General features: G+C 65.7%; 25 protein-coding genes and 1 pseudogene. 15 read left to right on the top strand and 11 right to left on the bottom strand.

The features are described from left to right. Nucleotides 1–56: 56 nt before the first annotated feature. From J0X25_RS30165 to dapA, 3 genes are read right to left on the bottom strand one after another with little or no spacing between them, the layout of a single operon-like run. A complete protein-coding gene (locus J0X25_RS30165) occupies nucleotides 57–893 on the bottom strand; it encodes a 2,3,4,5-tetrahydropyridine-2,6-dicarboxylate N-succinyltransferase (RefSeq protein WP_207287615.1) in 837 nt (278 codons plus the stop codon). Further along, nucleotides 890–1,657 carry a 4-hydroxy-tetrahydrodipicolinate reductase gene (gene dapB, locus J0X25_RS30160; RefSeq protein ID WP_207287614.1) on the bottom strand — a complete coding sequence of 256 codons (768 nt, stop codon included), beginning with the start codon at nucleotides 1,655–1,657 and terminating at the stop codon, nucleotides 890–892. The genes J0X25_RS30165 and dapB overlap by 4 nt, the downstream gene beginning before the upstream one ends. Beyond that, a complete protein-coding gene (dapA, locus tag J0X25_RS30155; RefSeq protein WP_207287613.1) occupies nucleotides 1,654–2,598 on the bottom strand; it encodes a 4-hydroxy-tetrahydrodipicolinate synthase in 945 nt (314 codons plus the stop codon). Before dapA ends, dapB begins: the two co-directional genes overlap by 4 nt. Before the next feature lie 389 nt (nucleotides 2,599–2,987). Between dapA and J0X25_RS30150 the strand changes: the two genes are divergently transcribed. Both J0X25_RS30150 and J0X25_RS30145 read left to right on the top strand, forming a co-directional pair. Next, on the top strand, nucleotides 2,988–3,812 hold the full coding sequence (locus J0X25_RS30150; protein WP_207287612.1) for a M48 family metallopeptidase: 825 nt from the start codon (nucleotides 2,988–2,990) through the stop codon (nucleotides 3,810–3,812). A 71-nt stretch (nucleotides 3,813–3,883) separates the two neighbouring features. Beyond that, entirely contained in the window at nucleotides 3,884–4,381 is a 498-nt protein-coding gene (locus J0X25_RS30145) for a LabA-like NYN domain-containing protein (protein WP_207287611.1), read from the top strand. 35 nt (nucleotides 4,382–4,416) lie between these two features. Here the strand turns inward: J0X25_RS30145 and J0X25_RS30140 are convergent, their stop codons facing one another. Beyond that, nucleotides 4,417–4,599 (bottom strand): hypothetical protein, encoded by a 183-nt coding sequence (locus J0X25_RS30140; protein WP_207287610.1) that lies wholly within the window; start codon nucleotides 4,597–4,599, stop codon nucleotides 4,417–4,419. Between the two features lie 263 nt (nucleotides 4,600–4,862). Here J0X25_RS30140 and J0X25_RS30135 point away from each other — a divergent pair, with 263 nt between their 5' ends. From J0X25_RS30135 to ppsA, 5 genes are all read left to right on the top strand, one after another. Then, a complete protein-coding gene (locus J0X25_RS30135; RefSeq protein WP_207287609.1) occupies nucleotides 4,863–5,360 on the top strand; it encodes a PUA domain-containing protein in 498 nt (165 codons plus the stop codon). 84 nt (nucleotides 5,361–5,444) lie between these two features. Further along, nucleotides 5,445–5,582, top strand: a complete 138-nt coding sequence (locus tag J0X25_RS30130) for a hypothetical protein (RefSeq protein WP_226776967.1) — start codon at nucleotides 5,445–5,447, stop codon at nucleotides 5,580–5,582. Between the two features lie 82 nt (nucleotides 5,583–5,664). Then, a complete protein-coding gene (locus tag J0X25_RS30125; RefSeq protein WP_207287608.1) occupies nucleotides 5,665–6,051 on the top strand; it encodes a nascent polypeptide-associated complex protein in 387 nt (128 codons plus the stop codon). Nucleotides 6,052–6,054: 3 nt separating this feature from the next. Beyond that, on the top strand, nucleotides 6,055–6,846 hold the full coding sequence (locus tag J0X25_RS30120; protein WP_207287607.1) for a methyltransferase domain-containing protein: 792 nt from the start codon (nucleotides 6,055–6,057) through the stop codon (nucleotides 6,844–6,846). A 157-nt stretch (nucleotides 6,847–7,003) separates the two neighbouring features. Continuing rightward, the gene (gene ppsA / locus J0X25_RS30115) at nucleotides 7,004–9,340 is read left to right on the top strand and encodes a phosphoenolpyruvate synthase (RefSeq protein ID WP_207287606.1); all 2,337 of its coding nucleotides are present in this window, start codon (nucleotides 7,004–7,006) and stop codon (nucleotides 9,338–9,340) included. 42 nt (nucleotides 9,341–9,382) lie between these two features. On the opposite strand, the gene J0X25_RS30110 is transcribed toward ppsA, so the two are convergent. The 4 genes from J0X25_RS30110 to J0X25_RS30090 form a co-directional block, all read right to left on the bottom strand. Continuing rightward, nucleotides 9,383–9,724 carry a type II toxin-antitoxin system PemK/MazF family toxin gene (locus tag J0X25_RS30110; RefSeq protein WP_207287605.1) on the bottom strand — a complete coding sequence of 114 codons (342 nt, stop codon included), beginning with the start codon at nucleotides 9,722–9,724 and terminating at the stop codon, nucleotides 9,383–9,385. Next, nucleotides 9,714–10,082: a TrmB family transcriptional regulator gene (locus tag J0X25_RS30105; protein ID WP_207287604.1), complete on the bottom strand. Its 369-nt coding sequence runs from the start codon at nucleotides 10,080–10,082 to the stop codon at nucleotides 9,714–9,716. The genes J0X25_RS30110 and J0X25_RS30105 overlap by 11 nt, the downstream gene beginning before the upstream one ends. Before the next feature lie 549 nt (nucleotides 10,083–10,631). Continuing rightward, nucleotides 10,632–11,294 carry a helix-turn-helix domain-containing protein gene (locus J0X25_RS30095; protein ID WP_207287603.1) on the bottom strand — a complete coding sequence of 221 codons (663 nt, stop codon included), beginning with the start codon at nucleotides 11,292–11,294 and terminating at the stop codon, nucleotides 10,632–10,634. Nucleotides 11,295–11,406: 112 nt separating this feature from the next. Beyond that, nucleotides 11,407–12,699 carry a glycosyltransferase family 2 protein gene (locus J0X25_RS30090; RefSeq protein WP_207287602.1) on the bottom strand — a complete coding sequence of 431 codons (1,293 nt, stop codon included), beginning with the start codon at nucleotides 12,697–12,699 and terminating at the stop codon, nucleotides 11,407–11,409. 334 nt (nucleotides 12,700–13,033) lie between these two features. Here J0X25_RS30090 and mfnA point away from each other — a divergent pair, with 334 nt between their 5' ends. The 3 genes from mfnA (at nucleotide 13,034) to metG (ending at nucleotide 17,333) form a co-directional block, all read left to right on the top strand. Continuing rightward, nucleotides 13,034–14,119, top strand: coding sequence for a tyrosine decarboxylase MfnA (mfnA, locus tag J0X25_RS30085; RefSeq protein ID WP_207287601.1), 1,086 nt, complete (start codon nucleotides 13,034–13,036; stop codon nucleotides 14,117–14,119). A 670-nt stretch (nucleotides 14,120–14,789) separates the two neighbouring features. Further along, a complete protein-coding gene (locus tag J0X25_RS30080) occupies nucleotides 14,790–15,158 on the top strand; it encodes a hypothetical protein (protein ID WP_207287600.1) in 369 nt (122 codons plus the stop codon). A gap of 60 nt (nucleotides 15,159–15,218) precedes the next feature. Next, nucleotides 15,219–17,333 carry a methionine--tRNA ligase gene (gene metG / locus J0X25_RS30075; RefSeq protein ID WP_207287599.1) on the top strand — a complete coding sequence of 705 codons (2,115 nt, stop codon included), beginning with the start codon at nucleotides 15,219–15,221 and terminating at the stop codon, nucleotides 17,331–17,333. 63 nt (nucleotides 17,334–17,396) lie between these two features. Here the strand turns inward: metG and J0X25_RS30070 are convergent, their stop codons facing one another. After that, the gene (locus tag J0X25_RS30070) at nucleotides 17,397–19,154 is read right to left on the bottom strand and encodes an alkaline phosphatase D family protein (protein ID WP_207287598.1); all 1,758 of its coding nucleotides are present in this window, start codon (nucleotides 19,152–19,154) and stop codon (nucleotides 17,397–17,399) included. A 317-nt stretch (nucleotides 19,155–19,471) separates the two neighbouring features. Here J0X25_RS30070 and pyk point away from each other — a divergent pair, with 317 nt between their 5' ends. From pyk to J0X25_RS30045, 5 genes are all read left to right on the top strand, one after another. Continuing rightward, on the top strand, nucleotides 19,472–21,229 hold the full coding sequence (pyk, locus tag J0X25_RS30065) for a pyruvate kinase (RefSeq protein ID WP_207287597.1): 1,758 nt from the start codon (nucleotides 19,472–19,474) through the stop codon (nucleotides 21,227–21,229). Nucleotides 21,230–21,373: 144 nt separating this feature from the next. Next, nucleotides 21,374–21,745: a DUF7312 domain-containing protein gene (locus J0X25_RS30060; RefSeq protein WP_207287596.1), complete on the top strand. Its 372-nt coding sequence runs from the start codon at nucleotides 21,374–21,376 to the stop codon at nucleotides 21,743–21,745. A gap of 105 nt (nucleotides 21,746–21,850) precedes the next feature. After that, complete coding sequence (locus J0X25_RS30055; protein ID WP_207287595.1) at nucleotides 21,851–22,471, top strand: NfeD family protein; 621 nt, start codon at nucleotides 21,851–21,853, stop codon at nucleotides 22,469–22,471. Nucleotides 22,472–22,542: 71 nt separating this feature from the next. After that, nucleotides 22,543–23,682: an SPFH domain-containing protein gene (locus J0X25_RS30050; RefSeq protein ID WP_207287594.1), complete on the top strand. Its 1,140-nt coding sequence runs from the start codon at nucleotides 22,543–22,545 to the stop codon at nucleotides 23,680–23,682. A gap of 83 nt (nucleotides 23,683–23,765) precedes the next feature. Further along, the gene (locus J0X25_RS30045; protein WP_207287593.1) at nucleotides 23,766–24,386 is read left to right on the top strand and encodes a winged helix-turn-helix transcriptional regulator; all 621 of its coding nucleotides are present in this window, start codon (nucleotides 23,766–23,768) and stop codon (nucleotides 24,384–24,386) included. 27 nt (nucleotides 24,387–24,413) lie between these two features. Here the strand turns inward: J0X25_RS30045 and J0X25_RS30040 are convergent. Both J0X25_RS30040 and J0X25_RS30035 read right to left on the bottom strand, forming a co-directional pair. Next, nucleotides 24,414–25,028: pseudogene (locus tag J0X25_RS30040) on the bottom strand (HAD family hydrolase). Between the two features lie 115 nt (nucleotides 25,029–25,143). Next, nucleotides 25,144–25,377, bottom strand: coding sequence for a DUF7123 family protein (locus tag J0X25_RS30035; protein WP_207287592.1), 234 nt, complete (start codon nucleotides 25,375–25,377; stop codon nucleotides 25,144–25,146). Nucleotides 25,378–25,504: the final 127 nt, after the last annotated feature.

Genomic DNA, 25,504 nt, shown 5'->3' with positions numbered 1-25,504 from the left:
TCCCCAACTCGATTGCGATCGAATCGATTGGCTCGATACCTCCGTTTGCAGTCCGTCTATTCCCGAAGCGCGTCCTCGCGTTCCGTCGCCTCGAGCGTCTCCGTCTCCAGATCGGTCGCCACCACGGCGGGCTTGTAGGCGCCGCCCTCGAAGAGGTCGTGGTCGCTGATCGAGGACTCGACGAACCGCGTGAACGCGCGGCGGTCGGCGGGCAGTTCGCCGTAGACGACCTCCTCCTCGACGAGGTCGTAGACCGGGATGCGCGGCGTGAGCAGGGTATTCTCGCCGACGACGCTGTTCTCGCCGACGACGAAGCCCGAGGTCACGCGGCAGCCGGCGCCGAGCGAGACGTTATCTTCGACGATGACCGGCGCGTTCTCGACCGGCTCGAGCACGCCGCCGATTAACGTGTTGGCGCCGAGCTTGACGTTCGAGCCGATCTGCGCGCAGGAGCCGACCGTGTCACAGGAGTCGACGAGGGTGCCGTCGCCGACGTGGGCGCCGATGTTGACGAACGCCGGGCTCATCAGGATGCAGTCCGAGCCGATGTGGGCGCCCTTCCGGACGACCGTGCCGTCGGGCGTATTCCGGCTCCCGCGGTCGCCGTACGCGCTCGAGTCGGCCAGCGGCAGCACGTCGTTGTACGTGGTGCCGCCGTGTTCGTACCGCTGGATCGAGCGGAGGCCGAAGTTGAGCAGGATGCCCTGCTTGACCCACTCGTTGGCCTCCCACGAGTCACCCTGCTTCTCGGCGGCGCGGACCTCGCCGTCCGCGAGGGCCTCGAGGAAGGCCTCGAGCGTCGCGTACTCGTCCTCGACGGCGGTGTCGGCGCTCACGTCGTCGTTCTGGTACTGCGTCCACAGCTCCGAAATTTCGCTCTCGAGTGCGCTCATTCGCTGATCACGTCCGCGAAGTCGTATCGGCCCGCCTTCTGTCCAGCGATCCAGACCGCCGCGTCGACCGCGCCCGCGGCGAAGACCCCGCGGTCCTCGGCGCGGTGGGTGAGTCGGACCTCCTCGTGGTTATCCGCCAGAACGATCTCGTGTTCGCCCGTAATGTTCCCCGCACGCAGCGCGTGGACGCCGATCTCGGCCTCCTCGCGGGGGGCCTCGCCCTCGCGGCCGTGCGTGCGCTCGGAGAACTCCCCGTTGGCTTCGATCTCCTCGAGCAGGCGGTTCGCGGTCCCGCTGGGCGCGTCGCGCTTTCCGTTGTGGTGGGTCTCGACGAGTTCGACGTCGTAGCCCGGCAGGTTCTGGACCGCCTCGCCGACGACGTTCAGCAGGGCCTGGACCCCGCGGGCGAAGTTCGGCGCGTGGAGCACGGCGACGTCGTCGCCGGCCGCCTCGAGCGCCTCGAGTTGATCGTCGTCGAAGCCGGTGGTTCCGGTGACGAAGGCGACGTTGGAGTCGGCGCACGCGTCGGCGTAGTCGACGGCCGATTCGGGGCCGGTGAAGTCGACGACGACGGTGGGCTCGCGGTCGACGACCAGCGAGTCGAACTCCTCGGCGGATTCGATCTCGTTGCCGGCGATCGTCTCGTCGTCCGGATCCCGGTTGACCGCGAAGACGACCTCGCAGTCCTCGCGGTCGGCGACGGCGGCGATCACTTCCCGGCCCATCCGGCCCGTGGCGCCGGTGACGCCGATCCTGACCGTCATCGATCGCTCTCCACCGCCGCGCCGTCGTCGCTCGCGTCGACGCCGTCGACCGCCGACTCGCCCTCGAGGTCGGCCAGGACGGCCTCGAGATCCTCCCGGTACTCGTCGGCCAGTCGGGAGAGCGGCGAGCGCAGGCGGGCGGGGCCGTAGCCGCGGATCTGCATGGCCTCCTTGACCGGGATCGGGTTGGTCTCGACGAACAGCTCGCGGAACAGCGGCCCGAGTTCGCGGTGCAGTTCTCGCGCCCGCGCGTAGTCGCCCTCGAGCGCGGCGCCGACCATCGCGCAGGTTCGCTCGGGTTCGACGTTCGCGGCGACGCTGATGGTGCCGGTTCCGCCGACGGAGATGGTCGGCACCGTGAGCGCGTCGTCACCCGAGAGGACGGCGAACTCCTCGTCGGCCGTTCGCTCGGCGATCTCGCCGATTTGGCCGAGGTCGCCGCTGGCGGCCTTGTAGCCCGCGACGTTCTCGTGGCTCGCGAGTTCGACCGCGGTGTCGGGCTCGATATTGCGGCCCGTCCGCGAGGGAACGTTGTAGACGATCTGGGGCAGGTCGACGGCGTCAGCGATGGTCCGGAAGTGTTCGACCAGCCCGCGCTGTTCGGGCTTGTTGTAGTACGGCGAGATGAGCAGGAGACCGTCCGCGCCCGCGTCGGCGGCGCGTTCGGAGAGTTCCAGCGCCTCGCGGGTGTTGTTCGAACCGGTGCCCGCGATGACGGGCACGTCGTCGACGGCCTCGATGACCGCCTCGACGACCTGCACGTGTTCGTCGTGGGTCAGCGTCGCCGACTCGCCCGTCGAGCCCACGGGAACGAGGCCGTCGACGCCCGCGGTCTCGAGGCGCTGCGCGTCGGTCTGGAGCGTTTCGAAGTCGATGCGTTCGTCCTCGTCGAAGGGCGTACACATTGCCGGGAAGACGCCCGAAAGGTCGATGTCTGTCATTGTGGATCGGTGGATGTCGTGTCGCGTGTCGCGGGTCGGTCGCTCGACGTCGCGCGGTGTCTCGCGCGTCGATCGGTCGGAGCCGTGTTCGGTCGGCGCTGCTCGCGTGCGGTCCGAAACCGCGCCCGAAACGGGGTCGCTACTCCCGCGACGAGCGCTCTCACGCGCGTTTACGTTTCGGAAAACGAGGGGAGACGCCGCTCACGACGGGGCCGACGGTTCGGTGAGCGACGCGACGCATGTTCGGTACAGCGACCCGAACTAACTTGTACGTTGTGTCTTCCGTCGACCGTTCCCGGCGTTCACGGCCGCTCGATCGCGATCTCCGTGTGGTTCCATCCCATGAAACTCCGCGAAATTTATACCTACGGCGGCCCGTACTCCCACCTATGACAGACTTTGGACTGAAAGTGCGGATGGCGATCGTCGGCTCGATCCTGTTCGCGTTCTACATGCTCGTCGGCGCGTTCGGACTGGCGATGTTCGGCGTCGGCGCGTGGCCGTTCGTCCTGCTCGGCCTGCTCGTTCTCCCCGTGATCCAGTACAAGATCGGCGTCTGGTCCGCGACTAGACGTGCTGAACCCATGCCCGAGGAGGGCCAGTACGCGGACATTCACGGAATGACCGAGTCCCTCTGTCGGGACATGGGCATCGACAAGCCCAAACTGATGGTCATGGAGATGGGCGTCCCTAACGCCTTCGCGACCGGTCGGAGGGGCAACGGCGTCGTCGTCGTCTCGACGGAACTCGTTCGCCTCCTCCAGCGCGACGAACTCGAGGGCGTGATCGCCCACGAACTCGCCCACCTCAAGAACCGCGACGTCGTCACGATGGTCGTCGGCCAGTCGATCGGGATGATGGTCGGCTGGGTCGCCTACATGGTCTACATGATGGGCGGGGAGCGCAACATCGGGAGCATCTTCGTCGGCCTGCTCATCTCGAACCTCGCCCAGATGCTCGTGATGGTCTTCGTCCTGGCGATCTCGCGGTACCGCGAGTACGTCGCCGACGAGGACGCCCGCCAGTACATCGGCAGCGGCGACCCGCTCGCCCGCGCGCTCGAGAAGATTTCCAAGGGCGCACAGGGGCGGGAGTCGACCGTCGACGACAGCGTGAGCGCGCTGTGTATCTTCAACGCCGACAAGAGCCTGCTGGCGAAGCTGTTCGCGACCCACCCGCCGACGGAAAAGCGCATCCAGAGGCTCCGCAGCTAACGACGCTCCGGGCCGTGAGATCATCGTTCGAACGACCCGTCTTTTTAACGGTAGCCGATACAACGTAGCATATGACGGAGATTCATCCCGGTCAGCGCGTCGCCGTTCTCGTCGACGCACAGAACCTCTATCACACCGCACAGAGTCTGCACAGCCGCAACATCGACTACTCGTCGCTGCTCGAGAAGGCCGTCCAAGGCCGCCAGTTGACTCGCGCGATCGCGTACGTGATCCGCGCGGACTCGCCCGAGGAGGAGAGCTTCTTCGAGGCGCTGGTCGACATCGGCTTCGAGCCCAAGATCAAGGACATCAAGACGTTCTCCGACGGCTCCAAGAAGGCCGACTGGGACGTCGGCATGAGCCTCGACGCGGTGACGCTCGCGAACCACATCGATACGCTCGTGCTCTGTACGGGTGACGGCGACTTCTCGCGGCTCTGCTCGCACCTGCGCCACGAGGGCGTCCGCGTCGAGGTGATGGCGTTCGAGTCGTCGACCGCCGAGGAACTCATCGAGGAAGCCGACTCCTTCCTCGATCTGGGCGAGCGCCACGAGACGTTCCTGCTGTAAGTCGGTCCTGCTCGAGTCGGGCCCGTCCGACGGGATCAGAACCGGCGGGGGTACTCGCTCCGCCAGAGGCCGATCAACAGCGCGTAGCCCGTGACCAGCAGCGTCGCGGCCGTCAGGAGATAGGTGATCGGCCCCGAGACGAGCGACGCGGGTCCGGCCAGCGTCAGGGTGCCGAGCGCGAGCAGGGCGACCCCGAGCCCGATTTGCGTAACGTCCATTGAATGTCCGTAGTACAGATTCACGTATTATAACATTCGCTATCCCGTCGGCAGCCGCGGCTCTCGTCGTTCCCGCGGGGCCTCGCTCGAGGCGCGGTCGTCGGATCGTCTCGTCGCGATTCGTCGGAACTCGTCGCGTCTCCTCGCGTTCCCGTACGTCTCGTCGCGCCTTCCCTCGTTTTCTCGCGTCTTGTCTGGTGAATTCGCCGCCACCGCACCTCGAGGTCGAAGGGCTTTCGACCGTGGCCCCCGAGGTCGAACCAATGAGTGATGCAGCAGCCGCCGGCGGACACGCGGGACTTCCCCAGCTCCGGACCATCGCGGACTACCAGTTCGGCGCCGGTGCGGGGAAGGCGCTCTTCCCGCCCGCCGAATCGCTGACGATCAACCGCACGTCCTCGGGTCGTCCGCGCCAGATCCACGCCGACGCGGGCCGGATCGTCTCCTTCGGGACCGACGGCCGCTTCACGCTGGGTCTCGAGGGCGGTCGACGGCTCCACGAAGCCCTCGAGCACCCCGCGTACAGGGTCGTCGTCGACGACGAGAGCGAACCGTTCGTCCGCGACGAGAAGAACGTCTTCACGAAGTTCGTCCTCGAGACGGGCCCCGAGATCCGGCCGGGCGACGAGGTACTGGTGGTCCACGAGCGCGGCGAGTTGATCGCGGTCGGCACGGCGGAACTCGCGGCCGACGCCATCGCGGACTTCGAGACCGGGATGGCGGTGAGCGTTCGCGAGGGCGCGTCTGCAGAGAATTCGTAGGGACGAATTATCGGATATGGTCGAGTCGTCGCTTCGAATGACCACCGCAAGGCTGTTTGAGATGACGAACGTACTGGTCCGTCGATGGTCGATTCTGATCGAGACAAATGGGCCGGATTCGGCGCCCTCTCGACCAGTGGTGCCGAAACAGCAGCGGGGATGACCCGCGTGCGTGAGGAGTTGCGTGGCGGGATGTGCGAGGATATTGCGGCGATGTCGTAGCTGTAACGGTGTTCAACTGCGCTTCTCGAGAACGGCACGGCAGACCGCAGGGTAAAAGGTCGCCCGTGCCGAGGTGTCGGGTATGTTCGGAGGAGGAGGCGGCGGCGGACTGAACCCGCGCAAGATGGAACAGATGATGCAGCAGATGGGGATCGACGTCGAGGACATCGACGCCGAAGAGGTCATCATCCGCACCGAGGAGTACGACCTCGTCTTCAACGACGCCGAGGTCACCAAGATGGACGCCCGCGGTCAGGAGACCTACCAGGTCATCGGCTCGCCCGAACAGGTCGAGTCCGGCGCCGCGGGCGGCGCCGACGCCGGTGCCGACGAGAGTGCCGGCACCGAGATTCCCGACGAGGACGTCGAACTCGTCGCTACCCGCGCCGGCGTGAGCGAGGACGAGGCCCGCGACGCCCTCGAGGACGCCGACGGCGACCTCGCCGCGGCGGTCGAGCGACTCGAGTAACGCGTGCGCGACGAACGCGATTCCGAGACCGGAACCGGCGGCGAGGGCGTGACCGACGAGGACCGCGTTCCCGTCTTGCTGGTCAGAGGCGACCGCGAGTTCCTCGTCCAACCGGGCGGTGAACAGGGGACCGACCTCGGCGTCCTCGAGGTGCCCGAAGACGTGCAACCGGGCGACACCGTCGAGACCCATCTGGGCGAGGCGTTTCAGGTGCGCAGGCTGCGCGGGCCGGACCTCTTTCACCAGTTCGAGCGGACGGGGGCGCCGATGGTCCCCCGCGATATCGGACTCGTCATCGGTGAAACGGGCGTCGCGACGGGTGACCGCGTGCTCGATACGGGTACCGGGACGGGCGTCCTCGCGGCGTCGATGGCCCGGGCCGGCGCCGAGGTCGTGACCTACGAGCGCGATCCGGAGTTCGCAGACGTCGCCCGCGAGAACATGAAACTCGGCGGCGTCGCCGACAGCGTGGACGTTCGGACGGGCGATCTGACCGAGGAAGTAGACGCGCTCGAGCCGTCGTCGTTCGACGTGCTGACGCTCGATACGGGCGACGCGGCGTCGATCGTCGAGCACGCGCCCGAGTTGTTGGTCGAGGGCGGCTTTCTGGCGGTCTACAGCCCCTTCATCGAGTCGACCCGGGCGGTCGTCGAGGCGGCCCGCGAAACGGACCTGTCGAACGTCCGCACGCGGGAGACGATCCAGCGGGAGATGCAGTTCGACGACCGCGGCTCGCGGCCGTCGACCGCGCCGGTCGGGCACACGGGGTATCTGACGATCGCTCGAAACGTCTGATCGACGGCGACTTCAACTGTCTGATCTCTCACAGGTGCGGTCGCGCAACCGGATTGTAAACTGGGACCTACCGCAGATACTCATTCGGTTGTGAGTTGCGAATGCGCGCGACCGTTCGCAACCTTCTTTATTCGTTCGGGTGTCGAATCAGATAGCAATGGCTGTACTCTGGCTGGACGAGATCAGTGCCGGCGACCTCGAGAAGGTCGGCGGCAAAGGCGCTTCCCTGGGCGAACTCACGGGTGCTGGGCTGCCCGTGCCGCCGGGATTCGTCGTAACCGCCGGGACCTATCGATCGTTCATCGAAGAAGCCGAAATCGACGAAGAACTGTTCGAAGTCGTCGACGTCGACGTCGACGACTCGGCCGCGCTCGCGGACGCGTCCGACCGCGCGCAGGAACTCATTCTCGAGACGCCGTTTCCCGACGAACTGCGCGAGGAGATCCTCGCGTCCTACCACGAGGTCGGCGACGGCGAGGCGTTCGTCGCCGTTCGGTCCTCGGCGACGGCGGAGGACCTGCCCGACGCGTCCTTCGCGGGCCAGCAGGAGACGTTCCTCAACGTGACCGAGGAGGCGCTCCTCGATCGCGTCCGCGAGTGCTGGGCGTCGCTGTTCACCCAGCGGGCGATCTACTACCGCCAGGAGCAGGGGTTCGATCACTCCGCCGTGAACATCGCGGTCGTCGTCCAGCAGATGGTCGACGCCGAGAAGTCGGGCGTGATGTTCACCAGTCACCCGTCGACCGGCGACCCGACGATGATCATCGAAGCCGCCTGGGGACTGGGGGAGGCCGTCGTCTCCGGTGCCGTCTCGCCCGACAACTACGTCATCGAGCGCGACGGGCGATCGGTCGACGTCACCGTCGCCGAGAAGAAGGTGATGCACGAGAAGGACGAGGCGACCGGCGAGACCGTCGAGCGCGAGGTGCCCGAGGACAAGCGCAACGAGCGGGTCGTCTCCGACGAGGAGATCGACGCCCTCATGGACCTCGGCGAGCGCGTCGAGGATCACTACGGCGAACCCCAGGACGTCGAGTGGGCCATCGTCGGCGGCGACGTCTACATGCTCCAGTCCCGACCGATCACGACGATCGACGAGGGCGGCGCCGACGCGGCCGAGGCGGCCGGTAGCGTCGACGCCTCGAAGGGACTGACCGACGGGAGCGGCGGCGTGCAGGCCGCGGAGGGCGGTAGTGGCGGCGCCGACTCGAGTTCCTCCGGCGGCGTCATCGTCGACGGACTGGGCTCGAGTCCGGGTACCGTCAGCGGCGCCGCGCGGATCGTCAAAAAGCTCGACGATCTGGACAAGGTCGGCGAGGGCGACATCATCGTTACGGAGATGACCATGCCCGACATGGTGCCCGCGATGAAACGCGCCTCGGGGATCGTCACCGACGAGGGCGGCATGACCAGCCACGCCGCCATCGTCTCCCGGGAACTGGGCGTCCCCGCCATCGTCGGCACGACCAACGCGACGACGACGCTCGAGGACGGCCAGATCGTCACGCTCGACGGCGACAAGGGCGCCGTGCTCGAGGGCAGCGAGGTCGAACCCGACGAGGAGACCGAACCCGTCGAGGAGGTCCGTCCGCAGTCGCCGGTCAAGCCCATGACCGCGACCGAGGTGAAGGTCAACGTCTCCATTCCGGAGGCTGCCGAACGCGCCGCCGCAACCGGCGCCGACGGCGTCGGGCTGCTCCGCATGGAGCACATGATCCTCTCGCTGAACCAGACGCCCGCGAAGTTCATCGCGGAGAACGGCGAGGACGCCTACATCACGGAACTGGTCGAGGGGATTCGCGGCGTCGCCGACGAGTTCTACCCGCGACCCGTCCGCGTCCGAACGCTGGACGCGCCGACCGACGAGTTCCGCCAGCTCGAGGGCGGCGAGGACGAACCCGAGGAGCACAACCCGATGCTCGGCTACCGGGGCATCCGGCGGTCGCTGGATCGGCCGGACGTCTTCGCCCACGAACTCGAGGCGTTCCGTCGGCTCTACGAACTGGGGTACGACAACGTCGAGATCATGTTCCCGCTGGTCAACGACGCCGAGGACATCTACCAGGCCAGGTCGCTCATGAAGGAGGCCGGCATCGACCCCGAGAAGCGCAAGTGGGGGGCGATGATCGAGACGCCGGCCTCGGCGCTGTCGGTCGAGGAGATGGCCGAGGCGGGCATCGACTTCGCCTCCTTCGGGACTAACGACCTGACCCAGTACACGCTCGCGGTCGACCGCAACAACGAGCACGTCGCCGATCGGTTCGACGAGCTCCACCCCGCGATCCTGAAACTGATCAGTGACGTCATCGAAACCTGTCGCGAACACGACGTCGACACCAGTATCTGCGGGCAGGCCGGCTCCAAGCCCGAAATGGTCCAGTTCCTCGCCAAGGAAGGGGTCACGTCGATCTCCGCGAACATCGACGCCGTCCGCGACGTCCAGCACGAAGTCAAGCGCGTCGAACAGAAACTGCTGCTCGATTCGGTTCGCTAATTCGGGCCGATCGACCCGTTTTTCGTCGGCAATCGGTCTCGTTCACCGTCTCGTTACGTACTCCGTCAGTTGGGCGACCGTCTCGTCGACGAAGTCCGCCTCGAGTCGACCCTGTCGGAACTCGATATCGTCGGCGTCGATGGTTTCGACGCTCCACGGGACGATGCTGCTCGATTTCGGTGTCCCGCCGACGATCCACGCATCGTCCGGAATCCGAACGAACCCGTCGTGCCACGTTCGCGTCGTGAGTGCGAGGACGATATACTGCTCCCCCTGAAACGGGCTCGATTCGTTGCTGATGATCACCCACGGGCGCGAGTAGTCCGCCCCCTTGAACGCGTCGGCTCCGTAGCAGACGTCACACCGCTCGAGATCACTCGTCATCGTTCGACGCCGTTGTCGCGTCTTCCGCTGCGTGGGCCCGCCATTCGTCCTTGTTTTCGACGCCGTATCGTTCGTTTAGTCGCTCGGTCGCTCGGCGGTACCGGTCGAACGATCGAATTCGATCCTGATCGCCGATCGCCCAGTAGTCGCCCTTGTGACGAACCAGCTCCCGCTTCTCGAGTCGACTGAGGACCGTGTGTATCGAGTTCTCGTTGACGTCCGTTCGGGCGGCAATTTCGGTGGCCTTGAACGCCCTATCGTCGTTCGCGAGCAGAAACTGGAGGACTTTCTCGGGATTACTCAGTTCCCGGAGGTCAGCTTCGGGCGTCGTTTCGAACGTCTCGATATCGATCGACATACCTCATATTCGTCGTCAGAGTGTAGTAAGCGTTACCACCGTAGCCCTGTACGTCCTGTATCTACATCGTCCTAGATCGAACTGACATTGTCCGCGATATACAGCACGAGGGCAAGCATGTCGAACAGAAACTGCTGCGCGATTCGGTTCGCTGACCGCTAGCTCGCGGCCATTACGGCTATTTTCGCTCGGTAATCGGCTCGCTCGGCTCGAGTCCAGTCAATTCTAAGGGCTCGGTTCGGACGACCACGCTCCGGTCGAGTTCCGTCGCGATCAGTTCGAGAGGGCTTCGAACTCCGCAGTGCCGCACTGACAGCCGTCCTTTCGACCGATCGGTTGCACGGTGTCGTCGGCGAAGACCCACGCGGAGTAGACCGAGCCGCAATTCCGACATCGCGCGGCTACTTTCGTCCGTCCGTCGGTCGGGCGCGCGTCGGCATCGTGCGTCTGGCGGTTACCTGCCACGAAGGAATAAACGCCAACCCTGTGGAAGAGTCGAGGGGTTGTATGGACCACTTCGATCGTCGGTGACGGGAATCCGGGGACGGCCTACTCGTCGTCCGGGTGGGTGAACGTCAGGGTACTCGTGATGAGATTCCTGTGTGCGGCGTGAAACCGTTTCGAGAGCGCCTGCTGGGAAATCTCCAGTCGGTCCGCCAGTTCGCTCATCGTGATCCCCTGTGGGATTTCGTAGTAGCCCGCCTCGAGCGCGGTGACCAGCGTCTCGCGTTGCTTCGTCGTGAGATCGTACTGGGCGCTGGTCATCGGCTGTTCCTGCTCCTGAATGCGGTTGAGTTCGAAGACGATCCCGTTGTCCTCGCAGTAGGTCTGGAACTGCGAGAGGCTGTCCCGATCGTCGAATCGCATGCGCAACTCCCAGTTGTCGGCCCGCCCCACCGCTTGCAGGATGGACGCCCCGAGTTCGACGTAGGCGTAGACGATCGTTTCGACGTTCTCCGTCCACTCGGCCCGGTACAGTCTGGCACCGTCGGTTTCGTCGATCGGGGCGATATCCGTCACCGATTCGTCCTCCTGAAACGCAACTTCGAACTCCGCGTGATCGCCGCCGCTGACCCAGAAGTACGGCATCACCCGATCCTCCATCGTCGCCACGACCTGTTCGATCTCGACGACCATCTGCGGCGCCGCCGTGAGCGCGTGATTCAGTGCCAGATCGTCGGATTTGACCGAGAACTCCGCGATAATACTCATACCATCCGTACGCGGCAGGCCCGAATAAACGCGGGGGACTCACTGCGGTCGGTCCTCCCCTGCCTCGAGTCGATCTGTGCTCGATCGACCCGACCGGCGCTCGCCCGACCGGCTACGAGCCGGTCTTCTCGACGTGATACCAGCTCCCGTCCCAGCTGAGCCCGTACTCGAGGAACGACCGGAGCGTCAACACCCCGAACGCGGGGAAGCAAAGCGGCGCGAGGGCGACGCTCCACGAGAGGCCGTCGATGCGGCCGTCGCGGTAGTCGCGGGCGGCGACGAGGCCGACCGTGGCCACCAGCGCGAGCGACGGGATCAGGATGGCCGACTCGACGTCGAGGACGAACAGGAAGAGGAGCTTCGAGACCAGCGCGAGGGTCAGCAGGCACCCGCCCAGGCTCGAGCACATTCGGCCGATCGAGATCGCCCCCCGGTAGCCGACGCGGCCCCGCAGGAGGTCGACGAGGGTGGCGTGGAGCACCTCGACCTGTCCGACGCGCCAGCGCTTGCGCTGGCCCCAGAGGTCGCCCCACGCGTGTGGGGCCTCCATCGTGTTGGTACACTGGCGGGCCTGCCTGACCTCGAGGCCCTCCCGATAGCAGGCGTGGGCGAAGTCCAGGTCCTCGGTGAGCACGTCGTCGTAGCCGTCGACGCGCTCGAGGGCCTCGCGGGTGAACGCCGTCGAGGAGCTGCGGCAGTTCGTGAAGCCGGCCAGTTCGACCAGCTTGTAGCTGGCGTGGAAGACGATCCGCTCGCAGTAGGCGACGGTCTCCACGACGCCGGTGGGTCGCGGGACGCGCCGGCCCTGAAAGACGTCCGCGCCGTCGCGCAGTTCGCCCATCGCCGTCGGCAGGAACTCGGGGGCGATCCACTCGTCGGCGTCGAAGACGGCGAAGTGGTCACTCTCGCTCTCGCGAACGGCGTCGTTGATCGCGCCCGCCTTCGATCCGGGCTCGCCGTTTATCAAACACGTCACGCGGTCGTGTTCGGCCGCGAGTTCCCGCGCTCGCTCGAGGGTCGCCTCGTCGTTCAGCTCGGCGACGACGGCGACCTCGAGGTTCTCGTAAGCGCTCTCACAGAGGCTCTCGACGCTGACGTCCATCACATCGTGGTCGCGGTAGACGGGCACGATCGCCGTCAGCTTCGGCCCGTCGGTGACGGACTCGCGGGAGTCGCGGGAGGTCCAGACCTCGCGGACCAGCAACAGGCCAGTCAGCGCCAGGAATCCCGTGAAGACGGCCGCGGCCGACATCGCCTCGACGAAGGCGAAGCGGACGGTGATGGCCAGCAGGTCGAACGTAAACGACTGAACCTCGCTCGCGTCGAGAAACCCGAAGACGAGCAGTGCGAGAACGCCAGCGACGGTCCCGCCGTACTCGGCGACTCGAGACGCGATCCCGATCATTATCGGGTGGTTTCGACTAATGGGTTATATATTCCGCGGCCGAGCCCTGGTTCGTCCGACCGCCGACTGACTCGCTTGGGAGCGGACAGGTTGCGGCAGGGTTCGGGCGGAAACGCGCTCGTACCCCTCGAACCACCGCTATTTTTACGTCCGTGACTGCTCCGAGGTGATGGTTTCCCGGCAAATAATCAACTTCCAGGGATTTAAACTATTGATCGTGCGATCTATTCTCGATACTTGTGGCGAATTGGTTGAATAATCGCTAGAAGCGTGACGAATGCAGTTATCGCCACCAAGCGCAACGTCTAAACCGGTGAACGTACTTGTGCGTGATATGCAAATCGAGCCGCAAGCGTTCGACCGGGTGCTCTCGTCGATGTGTACGGAGCCACACCCGGTAGCGCGCGACGCGGCCGAGCGGTTCCTCGCGACGAATCCCGGGGACCCGGGGACGTATCCGTCGGTGTCGGCCCTCGAGGAGGACGCGATCGCGATGTTGGGGACGATCGCGGGCCTCGAGGACCCGGCCGGCTACATCGCCAGCGGGGGGACGGAAGCGAACATTCAGGCCGTCCGGATCGCTCGCAACCGTGCGGAGACGCGGACGCCGAACGTGGTCATGCCCGAGTCGGCCCACTTCAGTTTCCAGAAGGCCGCCGACATCCTCGGCGTCGAGTTGCGAATCGTCCCGACGGACGACCGCCACCGGGCCGACCTCGAGGCGGTTCGCGCCTCTGTCGATGGGTCGACCGCGCTGGTGGGCGGGGTCGCGGGAACCACCGAGTACGGCCGCGTCGACCCGATTCCGGAACTCGGCGAGATCGCCCGATCGGTCGACGCCATGCTCCATGTCGACGCCGCGTGGGGCGGGTTCGTCCTCCCCTTCACGGACTACGAGTGGAACTTCGAGCACGCGCCGGTCGACACGATGGCGATCGACCCCCACAAGATGGGGCAGGCCGCCGTCCCCGCGGGCGGGCTGCTGGCCCGCTCCGGGGAGTTGCTCGACGAACTCGCCGTCGACACGCCCTACCTCGAGTCGACCTCGCAGGCGACGCTGACCGGAACCCGCTCCGGCGCGGGCGTCGCGAGCGCCGTCGCCGCGATGGAGGAGCTGTGGCCCGAGGGCTACAGGCGCCAGTACGTCCGCTCGCAGAACAACGCCGAGTGGCTCGCGGACGCCCTCGAGAAGCGGGGGTACGAGGTCGTCGATCCGACGCTGCCGCTGGTCGCGGCCGACGTCCCCCGCTCGACCTTCGACGCGTTGCGCGCGAAGGGCTGGCGCATCTCGCGGACCGCCACGGGGGAGTTGCGGATCGTCTGTATGCCTCACGTGACGCGGGAGATGTTGGCTTCCTTTATCGGGGATCTCGATCGGCTCGAGGTGCGTGCGAGCGTGCCCGTCGCGAGCGACGATTAATCGGGAATCGGGTCCACGGATCGTTTCTCTCGCTCGAGTCGCTGTTGCGGGGTTCTAACACTCGATAGGAGCCTGGGTTCGTTATTCGGAGCTTCTCACGGAACTCGCGTTACGTACAGGCTGTACAGTGAACGTGGGGAGCGGCCTGGGGATTCATTACTTTTCGACCCTCATCGTTACAAATGGATGGATGTACATTCATTATAGTTATATTCTCTGATTTATCTTAGTTTATTCCAATATTTTTTGGAAACGCCTTCATCTTGGGCCGTGCTGTTGTGTGTAGTATGTCCTACACTACGGCTGAGAAGACCGTTGCACGGTGCAGTAGTTGTGGTGAAATCCACACCGTCGAAACCAGGAGCGACGGATCGGTATTTCTTATCGGCATCGGATTGCTAAACCAGTGTCCGTGTGGCGAGAGCAGTTTAGAAATACTACACGTGGAGCTTGACTCCTAAGTCGAGACGCTGTCGAACCGATATCGCATACTTCTCTGCTACCATGGGAGGGCCCGTTCAGTTCGCACGCGTGATTACTGAATCGATCGTCTTCAGTTTCACAGTGCTGACAGCGTTACTAACTACTGATAGATTCGAGCGCGCTGCGTACACTGGCAAGAGCGACAAGCGATCGGTAGCCGTTTGCCCTCTCACCCGAAGATTCGAGTATGGCGCTGGCACTGGATCGGATCGACGCCGTCTCGATCGTCGGCTTCCTCGCGCTGGTCGCGGCGTCGACGGTCCTCGAGGGCGTGGTCGTCGCGACCGTGATCGGCGGCTTCGCGCTCTCGCTGTCGACCTGGCGGCTCCACGGCGGGCGGCCGTGGGAGGCGCTGGCCTGGCTGGCCTGGGTCGGCGCGGCCGTCGCGGTCGTCATCGTTCCCGGGACGCCGGGGGTCGTCGCGTTTCTGGCGCTGCTAGTGGTTGGCCTCGGACTGCTGTTCGGGGCTCGAGCGGGACGGTTACCGACGATCTGGAACCGCGACCGGGGATCGACGAGCGACGAGTCGGTCGACGGCTGTGGCGACTCGAGGTGAGGACGCCACCGTCGATCGAAAACCGGCGGGTTTTACGCCCGGCACCGACTCGTAGTGCGTATGAGCAACGACGAGTTCCCGACGGCGCAGCCTGCAGTCGTGACCTGCGGGTTGCCCTACGCGAACGGTGACCTCCACATCGGTCACCTGCGCGGGTACATCGGCGCGGACGCGTTCTCGCGCGCCCTCGAGACGCTCGGCCAGGAAACCGCCTACGTCTGCGGGTCGGACATGCACGGCACGCCGGTGGCCGTCAACGCCGAACAGGAGGGGGTCGACCCCGAGGACTTCGCGCTGGACTGGCACGAACAGTACGAGGAGACGTTCCCCCAGTTCAACGTCGAGTTCGACAACTACGGCCACACCCACGACGAGACCAACACCGAACTGACCCAGGAGATCGTCCGGACGTTGGACGACGAGGGCTACATCTACGAGAAGGAGATTCAGGTCGCCTACGATCCCGAGGCCGACCAATATCTGCCCGACCGCTACGTCGAGGGGACCTGTCCCTACTGCGGCGAGAAGGCCCGCGGCGACGAGTGCGACGAGGGCTGTCAGCGCCACTTGGAGCCCGGCGAGGTCGAGGACCCGACCAGTACGATCACGGGCAACCCGGCGGAGTACCGCGAGCGCACCCACAAGTTCTTCGAGGTCTCGGAGTTCGCCGACTTCCTCACCGAGTTCCTCGACGGCCTCGAGGGGACCTCGAACGCGCGCAACCAGCCGCGGCAGTGGATTGAAGACGGCCTGCAGGACTGGTGTATCACGCGGGACATGGACTGGGGGATCGAGTACCCGACTGCTGACGGAGAGGATGAAAGCGATCTCGTCCTCTACGTCTGGGTCGACGCGCCGATCGAGTACATCGCCTCGACCAAGCAGTACTCCGAGCGCGTCGGCACGGACGAGTTCGACTGGGAACAAGTCTGGAAGGGCGACGGCGAGATCATGCACGTCATCGGCCGGGACATCATCCAGCACCACACCATCTTCTGGCCCGCGATGCTCGAGGGCGCCGGCTACAACAAGCCCCGCGGAATCGCCGCGACCGGCTTCATCACCATCAACGGCAAGGGCCTCTCCACGAGTCGTAACCGCGCGATCTGGGCGAAGGAGTACCTCGAGGAGGGGTTCCACCCCGACCTGCTGCGGTACTACCTGACGACCACCGGCGGCCTCCAGCAGGACGTCGACTTCTCCTGGGACGCCTTCCAGGAGAAGGTCAACGGCGAACTCGTCGGGACGGTCGGCAACTTCTGGTACCGCTCGCTGCTGTTCGCCTACCGGAACTACGAGGGGACGCCCGATGCGGACGTCTCCGAAGAAGTGCGGGAGCGCATCGAGGGCGCCATCGGCGACACCCGCGAGAGCGTCAACGACTACGACCTGCGCGGGATCGGGCAGGCCGCCACGCAACTGGCCCAGTTCGGCAACGAGTACATCCAGCGCAACGAGCCCTGGAAGCTCGACGCCGAGAGCGAGGAGGCGACGCAGGTGATCCGCGACTGCGTCCAGATCGCCAAGGCCGTCGGCGTCCTCCTCGAGCCGATCGCCCCCGACAAGGCCCAGCGGCTGTGGGAACAGCTGGGCGAGGACGGTGCGGTTGCCGACGCCCACCTCGAGGACGCCCTCGAGGCCCCGCCGCAGAACTTCGACGAACCCGGCGAACTCTTCGGGAAGATCGAGGACGACCGCGTCGAAGAACTGAACGAGAAACTCGAGGAACGCGTTGCAGCGGCCGCGGGCGACGAAGAAGACGAGTCCGCCGCAGACGCGGAAACCGAAAGCGACGACACCGCCGCGGACGAATCCGGCGGTATGGCTGACACCGACGACCTCGAGCCGTTAGCCGAGGAGCGAATCGGGTTCGAGGACTTCCAGGAACTCGACATCCGCGTCGGCCGCATCGAGTCGGCAGAAGGCATCGAGGGCGCCGACGACCTCGCGCGACTCGAGGTCGACATCGGCTTCGAGACCCGGCAGATCGTCGCGGGAATCAAGCAGCTCCACGACCTCGAGGAACTCCCCGGCGAGAAGTGCGTCATGCTGGCGAACATGGAGAAAGCGGAGCTGTTCGGCGTCGAGTCCAACGGCATGATCCTCGCCGCGGGCGAGGAGGCCGACCTGCTGACGACCCACGGCGACGCCGAGGTCGGCGAGAAGATTCGGTAACGGAGCGGTCCGCTCGATTGTTACTCGTTTTGGCCTGTCTCGTTCGCGACTCCCCTGCTCCCGCTACCGCGCCCGATATCGGGCGGTCACGTCCTCGAGTTCGACCTCACCCTCCGTAACGCGGTACGCGGCCACGACCGACCGATCGGCGTCGGGGCCGTTCGTCGTCTTGTCGACCGCGTAGCCGACGTACGTACACGCGTCGCGCGTGAATTCGACCACCGAATACCCCCAGTGGTGGCTGTCGAAGAACTCGATGTGCGGATTCATCGCCGGCACGAGTCGCGACAACAGCGGTTCGGTGAGCGTCCGCCGCCAACCGCGGGTCAGATGCAGGGCTTCCGCGACGTTGAGCGAGGTCACGGCGGGCGTCATGAACTCGACGCCGATCCGGTCGCCCTGCGCGACGCCCTCTCCGCCGGTAACCCGGCCGGGATACGACGCTTGCGAGTACGCGGCGACGTAGCAGTGCATGTCGCCGGTCAGCGTCACGAAGTTGTCGACGTCTGCGGCCGCGATCGCCTCGGTAATCTGCATCCGTTCTCTCGTGTAGCCGTCCCAGCCGCCCTGGACGGGATAGAGCGAGAGCGGTCCGGAACCGATCCGGAAGGGAACCGTCAGGACCTCGTCGGCCCACACCGTCCACGTCGCGTCGGAGCCGGTGATCGTATCGATCAGCCACTCGCGCTGGTCGTCGCCGAGCATCGTCCGTCCGGGCGGTTCGCGGTGTGGGCCGACGTTGTCGGGCGTCGGAATCGCCTCGCGAGGGGGATCGCGGAACAGCCGTTCGTCGGTCATCGCGAGCGTCACGACGTCCCCGAACTCGAACTCGCGCCAGAGCTGAAATCGGTCCTGAAGGTCCTCGCCGCCCGGGTCGTAGTGGACGCGGGCGGGCATGTACTCCCACCACGCGTGCATCGCGTCCGCGACGAGGTCGGTCATGAACTCGGGATCGTCGCCGCGGGGATGGTCGCCCGCGGGCGCGTCCGTCCGCCGGTCCCAGTAGAGGTCGTTGACCATCTCGTGGTCGTCCCAGCCGGCGATCAGCGTGTGCGCTTCCAGCGCTTCCCGGAGGAATCGGTCCCTCCGATACGTGCGGTACAGATATCGGTAGTCCTCGAGTCCCCAGACGCGGCCGTTGCCGCTCGGCAGGTCCTTCTCGCGGCCGGGGTAGTCGTACGAGCCGAGTCCCTTGAAGTGGCCCTCGCTGGATTCGTAGATGAAGTCGCCGACGTGGACGATGAAGTCGACGTCCTCCTCGGCGACGTAGTGGAGCGCGGGGTAGTAGCCGTTGAGATAGTTCTGGCAGGCGAGCACCGCGAACCGCACGGACTCGGGGGACGCGTCGGGGGCGGGCAGCGTTCGGCAGCGCCCGGTCCGGGAGGCCGTGTCGCGGTAGTAGAACCGGTAATAGTACTCGCTGTCGGACTCGAGGTGGCCGTCGAGGTCGACTTTGACCGTGTAGTCGTGGGCCCGAATTCGCTCGGCGTCGGTGACCACGCCCTCGTAGACGACGTCCTCGAGGTCGGGGTCGCGGGCTACGCGAACAGTGAGAAACTCCTCCGGATCGAAGGCGGCGGGCGCGAGTCGCGTCCAGAGGATCACGCCGTTCGGGGTCGGCCCGCCGCTGGCCACCGACTGGGGAAACACCGCGTCCGGATCCGCGTCGGGATCGGACTCGAACTGATCGGCCTCGACGTCGGCGTCCGGTTCGGTCGCGACGGCCAGGTCGTGCGAGTCGAGTTCGGAGAAGAGTTCGGCGTGATCGTCGTCACCCCGTACCGGTTCGTCCCGTCCGCCGAGGTCGATGTCGTCCGCCATACGGTCCCCACTGGGTGAGCGCGAAGTTGTAGCTCTGTGGATTTCGCGAGGGACGCCCGCCGTACGCGACGGTGCCACGACGTTCTCACTCAAGTCTCGGGTCCCGCGACGCGACCCAGTCCAGGCCGAGTCCCTCGCGAAATACCATCCACGACTCCAGCGGATCCGTCACTCGGCGAATCGGCTCAGATCTCGTCGACCGGCTGCGCGAAGTCGTCCGGCAGGGAACCGGACGGTAGGGAACCGACAGAAGAAATAAAAACTCGAATCCGAGTTATCCACCTACCTTTTTGGCCGTACTCGCGCTAGCCTCCGCTATGAGAAACGCGAAGATCGTCTGTACGCTGGGGCCGGCCTCGAGCGATCGGGGGACGATCCGGGAACTCGCCGACGCGGGGATGTCCGTCGCCAGGCTGAACGCCAGCCACGGCAGCCGGGAGGACCGCGCCGAGTTGATCCAGCGGGTCCGATCCGTCGACGAAGCCCGCGACAGGCCCGTCGCCGTGATGCTCGACATGCAGGGCCCGGAGATCCGGACGGCCCCGTTGCCGGAGGGGGAGACGGTGACCCTCGAGACCGGCTCCGAGATCCGGTTCGTCGAGGGTGACGAGGCGGATTCGGAGACGGTGGGGCTCTCGCTGTCGATCGACGCCGTCGAGGCGGGCGATCGGATTCTCCTCGCGGACGGGTTGATCGAGACGACCGTGACCGAACACGAGGGCGAGACGGTCCACGCACGCGTCGATACCGGCGGCGAACTCGGCGGCCGCAAGGGGGTCAACGTGCCGGGCGTCGATCTCGATCTGGACGTCGTCACCGGGAAGGACCGCAAGGACCTCGAGTTGGCCGCCGAGCGCGAGGTCGACTTCGTCGCGGCCAGTTTCGTCCGCGACGCGGCGGACGTCTACGCGGTCAGCGAGGTGCTCGAGGAACTGGGCGCCGAGATCCCGCTGATCGCCAAGATCGAACGCGCGGGCGCGGTCGAGAACCTCGAGGAGATCATCGAGGCGTCGTACGGGATCATGGTCGCCCGCGGCGATCTGGGCGTCGAGTGTCCCATGGAGGACGTTCCGATGATCCAGAAGCGAATCATTCGGAAGTGTCGCAACGCCGGATCGCCGGTGATCACCGCGACGGAGATGCTCGACTCGATGGTCCACGCCCGCCGGCCGACGCGGGCGGAGGCCTCGGACGTCGCTAACGCCGTCCTCGACGGCACCGACGCGGTGATGCTCTCCGCCGAGACTGCCATCGGCGACCACCCCGTTGCGGTCGTCGACGCGATGGACAGCATCGTCCGTCAGGTCGAGAACTCGGGGGAGTACGCCGAGTTGCTCGAGCAACGCGTCCCCGCGGCGGGGGAGGCGCGAACGGACGCGCTGGCCCGGTCGGCGCGGTTCCTCGCGCGAGACATCGGTGCCGACGCGGTCGTCGCCGCGACCGAGTCCGGCTACACGGCGCTGAAGACCGCGAAGTACCGCCCCGGCGTGCCGGTCGTCGCGTCGACGCCCAACCACCACGTGCGCCGGCAACTGGCCCTAACGTGGGGCGTGACGCCGCTGTACGCCCGCGTCTCCGACCAGGGTGCCGACGCCGTCGTCGAACGGGCCGTACAGGCGGCCCTGAACGCTGGCGTCGCCGACAGCGGAGATACGGTCGTCGTCCTCTGTGGCATGATGACCGAACTCGAGGGGGCGAACACGACCAACATGATGAAGGTCCACGTCGCCGCGGAGGCGCTGACCACCGGCCGGGTCGTCGTCGACGGCCGCGTGACCGGGCCCGTCGTACGGCTCACCGACGGCGACCTCTCGGACGTCCCCGAGGGGGCGATCCTCTCCCTGCCGGCGGATTTCGACGAGGAGTTCACGGGCGACGTCTCGAAGATCGGCGGGCTGATCGACGCCCAGCGAGGGCTGACGGGGTATCCGGCCCTGATCGCCCGCGAAATGGATATTCCCATGATCAGCGGTGCGACCCTCGAGAATCTCGCTGACGGGACCGTCGTCACCCTCGACGCCGAACGCGGGGTCGTCTACGGCGGCGACATCGGCGATCGGCCGACGCGCCCCTGATCGATTTCCGGGACTGCAGCCGCGACCCGATCGTCTTCGGGGCGGCAGTCACGGCCTGATCGACTTCGGGGACGGCAGTCGGGCCTCGAGTCGGAACCGCCGCGCGGACCGCGGGTTTTTGATGCCCGACGCGTTAGGTCGGGTATGGCAGACGACGCGTCCGGGACCGACGACCGCGACCGAACGTCGGATTCGTCGGCGACCGACTCGGACGACTGGGATCTGACGGGAAGCGAGGACCGCCGCGGCTCCGACGATCGATTCGGCTCCGTCGCGCGCGACGACGACCCTCGCGAGGAGGGGTATCGGATCCCGCTCGATCTCTCGGAAGGCAACGGGGACGAGACGGACGACGTCGACGCGGCCGACGCCGACGCAGACGACGCGTACGCGCCGGAACCCAGTTCGACGCCGATCGAACCCGGCGATCCGGACCTCGAGCACGTCATCTTCGTGTTCCTCGGAGCCGTCGCGATGGTACTCGTGCTGTTTCGGCTCCTCTCCCTGCCGTTGTGAGACGGGTGAGCCCCGGCGGATCGTCGGACCCGACCGATCCGCTCGTCACGTCAACGGCCTATCGGCTCGATAACCTTTAATTCCGGTGAGAACTTAGCTCGGCACATGCTCGACCTCCTGCTGGGGAACATGCCGTTGGCGCTCCTGGTCGCAGGGCTCGTCCTGATGGGCCTCGAGGCCATCTCGCCGGGTGCACACCTCATCGTCATCGGCGTCGCGCTGGTCGGCGCGGGACTGATCGGCGTGCTCGTCCCGCTCACCCTGAGTCCGATCGTTCTGGCGGCGCTGACGCTCGTTATCGGCCTCGGTGCGGCGTACGTCTACCGCGAATTCGACTTCTACGGCGGCAAGGGCACCGCGCGGACGACCGACTCGAGTTCGCTGGCGGGGGCGACGGGATACGTCACGGAGACGGTCACGGCTCGCGACGGTGAGGTCAAACTCGACGAAGGGGGCTTCGCCCCCTACTACAGCGCCCGCTCGACCAGCGGGACGATCGAGGAGGGCGAAGAGATCATCGTCCTCGATCCCGGCGGCGGCAACGTGGTGACGGTCGAATCGCTCGGCGCGATCGGCGAGGACGAGATCGATCGGGCGCTCGAGCGGGACCGGGCTGCGACCGAGACCGAGACCGACACCGACGGGGGAGACGACCTCGAGCCGACGCCCGACGCCGACGGCGTCGCCGAATCGGCGTCGGAAACCGAAACGGAGCGGTCGAGCTAGCCGACCTGCGGCGGGCGGACCTGTTAGCGAAATAAGGGAACGTTTTTCCCGTTCCCGTGACAAGATCGATTATGGTCGTAGATCTAGTACCACTACAAGCCGCTGGCGGCGCATTGCTGTTCGTGGGAGCGCTCGTCCTCCTCGTCGTCATCGCCGCCCTCCTCAGTGCGATCGAGATCGTCGATGCGTACGAGAAGCGCGCGCTCACGGTCTTCGGCGAGTACCGCAAACTGCTCGAGCCGGGGATCAACTTCGTCCCGCCGTTCGTCTCGAACACGTACGCGTTCGACATGCGAACGCAGACACTGGACGTCCCCCGTCAGGAAGCGATCACGCGGGACAACTCCCCCGTGACGGCCGACGCGGTCGTCTACATCAAGGTGATGGACGCCAAGAAGGCGTTCCTGCAGGTCGACGACTACAAGCGGGCCGTCTCCAATCTCGCCCAGACCACCCTCCGTGCCGTGCTGGGCGACATGGAACTCGACGACACGCTGAACAAACGCCAGGAGATCAACGCGCGCATCCGCCAGGAACTCGACGAACCCACCGACGAATGGGGCATCCGCGTCGAGTCGGTCGAGGTTCGCGAGGTCAACCCCTCGAAGGACGTCCAGCGCGCGATGGAGCAACAGACCTCCGCCGAGCGGAAACGCCGCGCCATGATCCTCGAGGCCCAGGGTGAACGCCGCAGCGCCGTCGAGAAAGCGGAGGGTGACAAACAGAGCGAGATCATCCGCGCTCAGGGCGAGAAGCAAAGCCAGATCCTCGAAGCGCAGGGTGACGCGATCTCGACCGTGCTGCGCGCCCGCTCCGCCGAATCGATGGGCGAACGCGCGGTCATCGACAAGGGGATGGAGACGCTGGCCGAGATCGGGCAGGGCGAATCGACGACGTTCGTCATGCCCCAGGAACTGACCTCGCTGGTCGGCCGCTACGGCAAACACCTCTCGGGCAGCGACATCAAGGAGAACGGTTCGGAACTCGAGAGCCGCGAGTTCGACGACGAAACGCGCGAACTGATCGGACTGGACGACATCGCGGAGATCATCGGCGAAATCGATCAGGAAGCCGAGATGGACGTCGAAGCGATGGAGCAGGAGGCTCAGGCGATCAAAGAAGGGGCCGACCCGTCCAACATCTCGGATCCGGACGAGGTCATCGAAGAGATGGATCAGGAGTTCGCCGGCGACGCCGATACGAACACCTAGATACGAAGACAGTCAGTTTTCGGTGAATAAAGTCGAGCGAAACCTGTTTTACGATTGGCCCCATTTCGGGTAGTAGGCATAGCATGACGGACTCAAATGGCGTCGATAACGAAAAACGAGCGACACTTCGTCGTTTCGCTGCGCTCGGCGCCGCTTCGCCGCTGGTCGGCCTCTCGGAGTCGGCGGCGGCAGACGCCGGCGAGAGCGACGCACGCGACGCAATCGCCGGTTACCTCTCGATGACGCCCGGCGCGCACTTCTCGAAGATTCGAGACGACCTCCAGTTGGGCACTGGCGAAACCCAGCACCACCTGCGTCGCCTCGAGGACGTCGGCGCGATCGAGCGCTATCGCGACGGCGACTACAAGCGGTTCGTCCCGGCCGAGCGGTTCGACGAGTTCGAAAAGCAGGCGTTGGGCTATCTCCGTCGGGAGACGCCTCGCGGCATGCTGATCGAACTGCTGGGCAACCCCGAGGCGACGGCCGGCGATCTCGCCACCGCGCTGGACGTCTCGCCGCCGACGGTGAGCAAGTACGCCGGCGAACTCGAGGAGGCCGGCCTGCTCTCCCGCGAGGACGGCTACGCCGTCGAACGGCCCGAGACGGTGCTGATTCTGGTCGTGCGCCACGCCGATTCCTTCGGCGAGGCGGCACAGGGACTCGCGCGCAACGCGGATCAGTTCCTCACGTACGGCGGCCGGTAAGGCGCGGATATCGGCGGTAAGAGGACATTACTTCTCGAAATCGGGCCCGTTCAGTCGCGAATTAGGGTCGTCGAGCGACTCGAGCAGCGGCCCGATTTCGGTCAGCGATTCGAATTCCGCGAGCGCCCCGGAGGGAGTGTCGACGTCGCGATTGTGCGGCCGGCGGAGGAACGCCGCCTCGAGGCCGGCCGCGCGGGCGTCGGTGACGTCTGTGGTCGAGTCGCCGACGAACTCTGCGGTCGCGTGGCGGTTGTCGGTGACCAGTCCGACGGTGGTCCGCTCGGCCAGCTCGGCGATGGCGTCGACGTCGTCGTAGTAGCCGCGGTCACCCGATCGAAGCCGTTCGTGGGTTCGTTGGGAGGCGTACGCGTCTTTCAACTCCCAGAACCGCGCCGGGTTGACACCCAGCGTTTCGCAGTAGGCCCGGACCTGTTCGATGTCGTGACGCCTGAGATCGGCTCGCTGGGCCGGCGTCGGATCGGCGCCGAGATCGGCGAGGGCGTCGTCAGCCGTCATCAGGTGCCGTCTGATGGCCCGTCAGAACGCGCGCGTTCTGACGATAGCGTCGGCGTACACCTGCGGATCGGTTCCCGATCCCTCGAGGATCACCCCGTCCATGTCGAACAAAATCGGCGTCGGCATTCGGCCGTCGATACGAACCGCACCGTGAGAAAGCGGTCGCTGTGGGGGACAGTTGCGTCGAGAAGAACGGGGTGTGAGGAGGATCCGATCAGGGCGTTTGGATCGAAGCGTCTGCTTAAACGTTAACTTTCCACGTCGTACTCGAGGAGTAACCCCACTTTTCGATCTCGACGTCGTAGTTTCCGTCCTGGAGGGCGGTGATGTTCGATCCGACTTCCTTGGCCGTCATGCCGAGATCCTGTCCGATGAGGCGGGATTTGAAGTACGTCTTCGTTGCCGCGTTTTCCCGGAGATACTGGAGGATTCGCTGTTGTTTGCTCGTGAGGTCGGCAGTTATTGCGGTGCTCATACTTCGTTCGATGGCAGGAATGCCCTTATGGGGTTTGGTACGCTAGGTTAACCCGGCGCCTGCTTGCGGTTTCGGGGGACGGTAATGGAACGATAACGGGTTAGAAAGCTTCCGTTGGTACGTCCGG

The organism is Haloterrigena alkaliphila (assembly GCF_017352155.2).
Classification (GTDB): Archaea; Halobacteriota; Halobacteria; order Halobacteriales; family Natrialbaceae; genus Haloterrigena; species Haloterrigena alkaliphila.
Note: the sequence above shows the minus strand (reverse complement) of the source record. Positions and strands in the feature narration are given on the sequence as shown.

Coding starts and splice junctions, on each gene's coding strand:
- J0X25_RS30150 (WP_207287612.1), top strand. CDS start 2,988: ATGACAGACTTTGGACTGAAAGTGCGGATGGCGATCGTCGGCTCGATC.
- J0X25_RS30105 (WP_207287604.1), bottom strand. CDS start 10,082: ATGTCGATCGATATCGAGACGTTCGAAACGACGCCCGAAGCTGACCTC.
- dapA (WP_207287613.1), bottom strand. CDS start 2,598: ATGACAGACATCGACCTTTCGGGCGTCTTCCCGGCAATGTGTACGCCC.
- pyk (WP_207287597.1), top strand. CDS start 19,472: ATGAGAAACGCGAAGATCGTCTGTACGCTGGGGCCGGCCTCGAGCGAT.
- J0X25_RS30145 (WP_207287611.1), top strand. CDS start 3,884: ATGACGGAGATTCATCCCGGTCAGCGCGTCGCCGTTCTCGTCGACGCA.
- J0X25_RS30090 (WP_207287602.1), bottom strand. CDS start 12,699: ATGATCGGGATCGCGTCTCGAGTCGCCGAGTACGGCGGGACCGTCGCT.
- J0X25_RS30135 (WP_207287609.1), top strand. CDS start 4,863: ATGAGTGATGCAGCAGCCGCCGGCGGACACGCGGGACTTCCCCAGCTC.
- J0X25_RS30080 (WP_207287600.1), top strand. CDS start 14,790: ATGGCGCTGGCACTGGATCGGATCGACGCCGTCTCGATCGTCGGCTTC.
- J0X25_RS30125 (WP_207287608.1), top strand. CDS start 5,665: ATGTTCGGAGGAGGAGGCGGCGGCGGACTGAACCCGCGCAAGATGGAA.
- J0X25_RS30035 (WP_207287592.1), bottom strand. CDS start 25,377: ATGAGCACCGCAATAACTGCCGACCTCACGAGCAAACAACAGCGAATC.
- J0X25_RS30130 (WP_226776967.1), top strand. CDS start 5,445: ATGGTCGATTCTGATCGAGACAAATGGGCCGGATTCGGCGCCCTCTCG.
- dapB (WP_207287614.1), bottom strand. CDS start 1,657: ATGACGGTCAGGATCGGCGTCACCGGCGCCACGGGCCGGATGGGCCGG.
- J0X25_RS30165 (WP_207287615.1), bottom strand. CDS start 893: ATGAGCGCACTCGAGAGCGAAATTTCGGAGCTGTGGACGCAGTACCAG.
- mfnA (WP_207287601.1), top strand. CDS start 13,034: ATGCAAATCGAGCCGCAAGCGTTCGACCGGGTGCTCTCGTCGATGTGT.
- ppsA (WP_207287606.1), top strand. CDS start 7,004: ATGGCTGTACTCTGGCTGGACGAGATCAGTGCCGGCGACCTCGAGAAG.
- J0X25_RS30060 (WP_207287596.1), top strand. CDS start 21,374: ATGGCAGACGACGCGTCCGGGACCGACGACCGCGACCGAACGTCGGAT.
- J0X25_RS30140 (WP_207287610.1), bottom strand. CDS start 4,599: ATGGACGTTACGCAAATCGGGCTCGGGGTCGCCCTGCTCGCGCTCGGC.
- J0X25_RS30055 (WP_207287595.1), top strand. CDS start 21,851: ATGCTCGACCTCCTGCTGGGGAACATGCCGTTGGCGCTCCTGGTCGCA.
- J0X25_RS30110 (WP_207287605.1), bottom strand. CDS start 9,724: ATGACGAGTGATCTCGAGCGGTGTGACGTCTGCTACGGAGCCGACGCG.
- J0X25_RS30050 (WP_207287594.1), top strand. CDS start 22,543: ATGGTCGTAGATCTAGTACCACTACAAGCCGCTGGCGGCGCATTGCTG.
- metG (WP_207287599.1), top strand. CDS start 15,219: ATGAGCAACGACGAGTTCCCGACGGCGCAGCCTGCAGTCGTGACCTGC.
- J0X25_RS30070 (WP_207287598.1), bottom strand. CDS start 19,154: ATGGCGGACGACATCGACCTCGGCGGACGGGACGAACCGGTACGGGGT.
- J0X25_RS30095 (WP_207287603.1), bottom strand. CDS start 11,294: ATGAGTATTATCGCGGAGTTCTCGGTCAAATCCGACGATCTGGCACTG.
- J0X25_RS30045 (WP_207287593.1), top strand. CDS start 23,766: ATGACGGACTCAAATGGCGTCGATAACGAAAAACGAGCGACACTTCGT.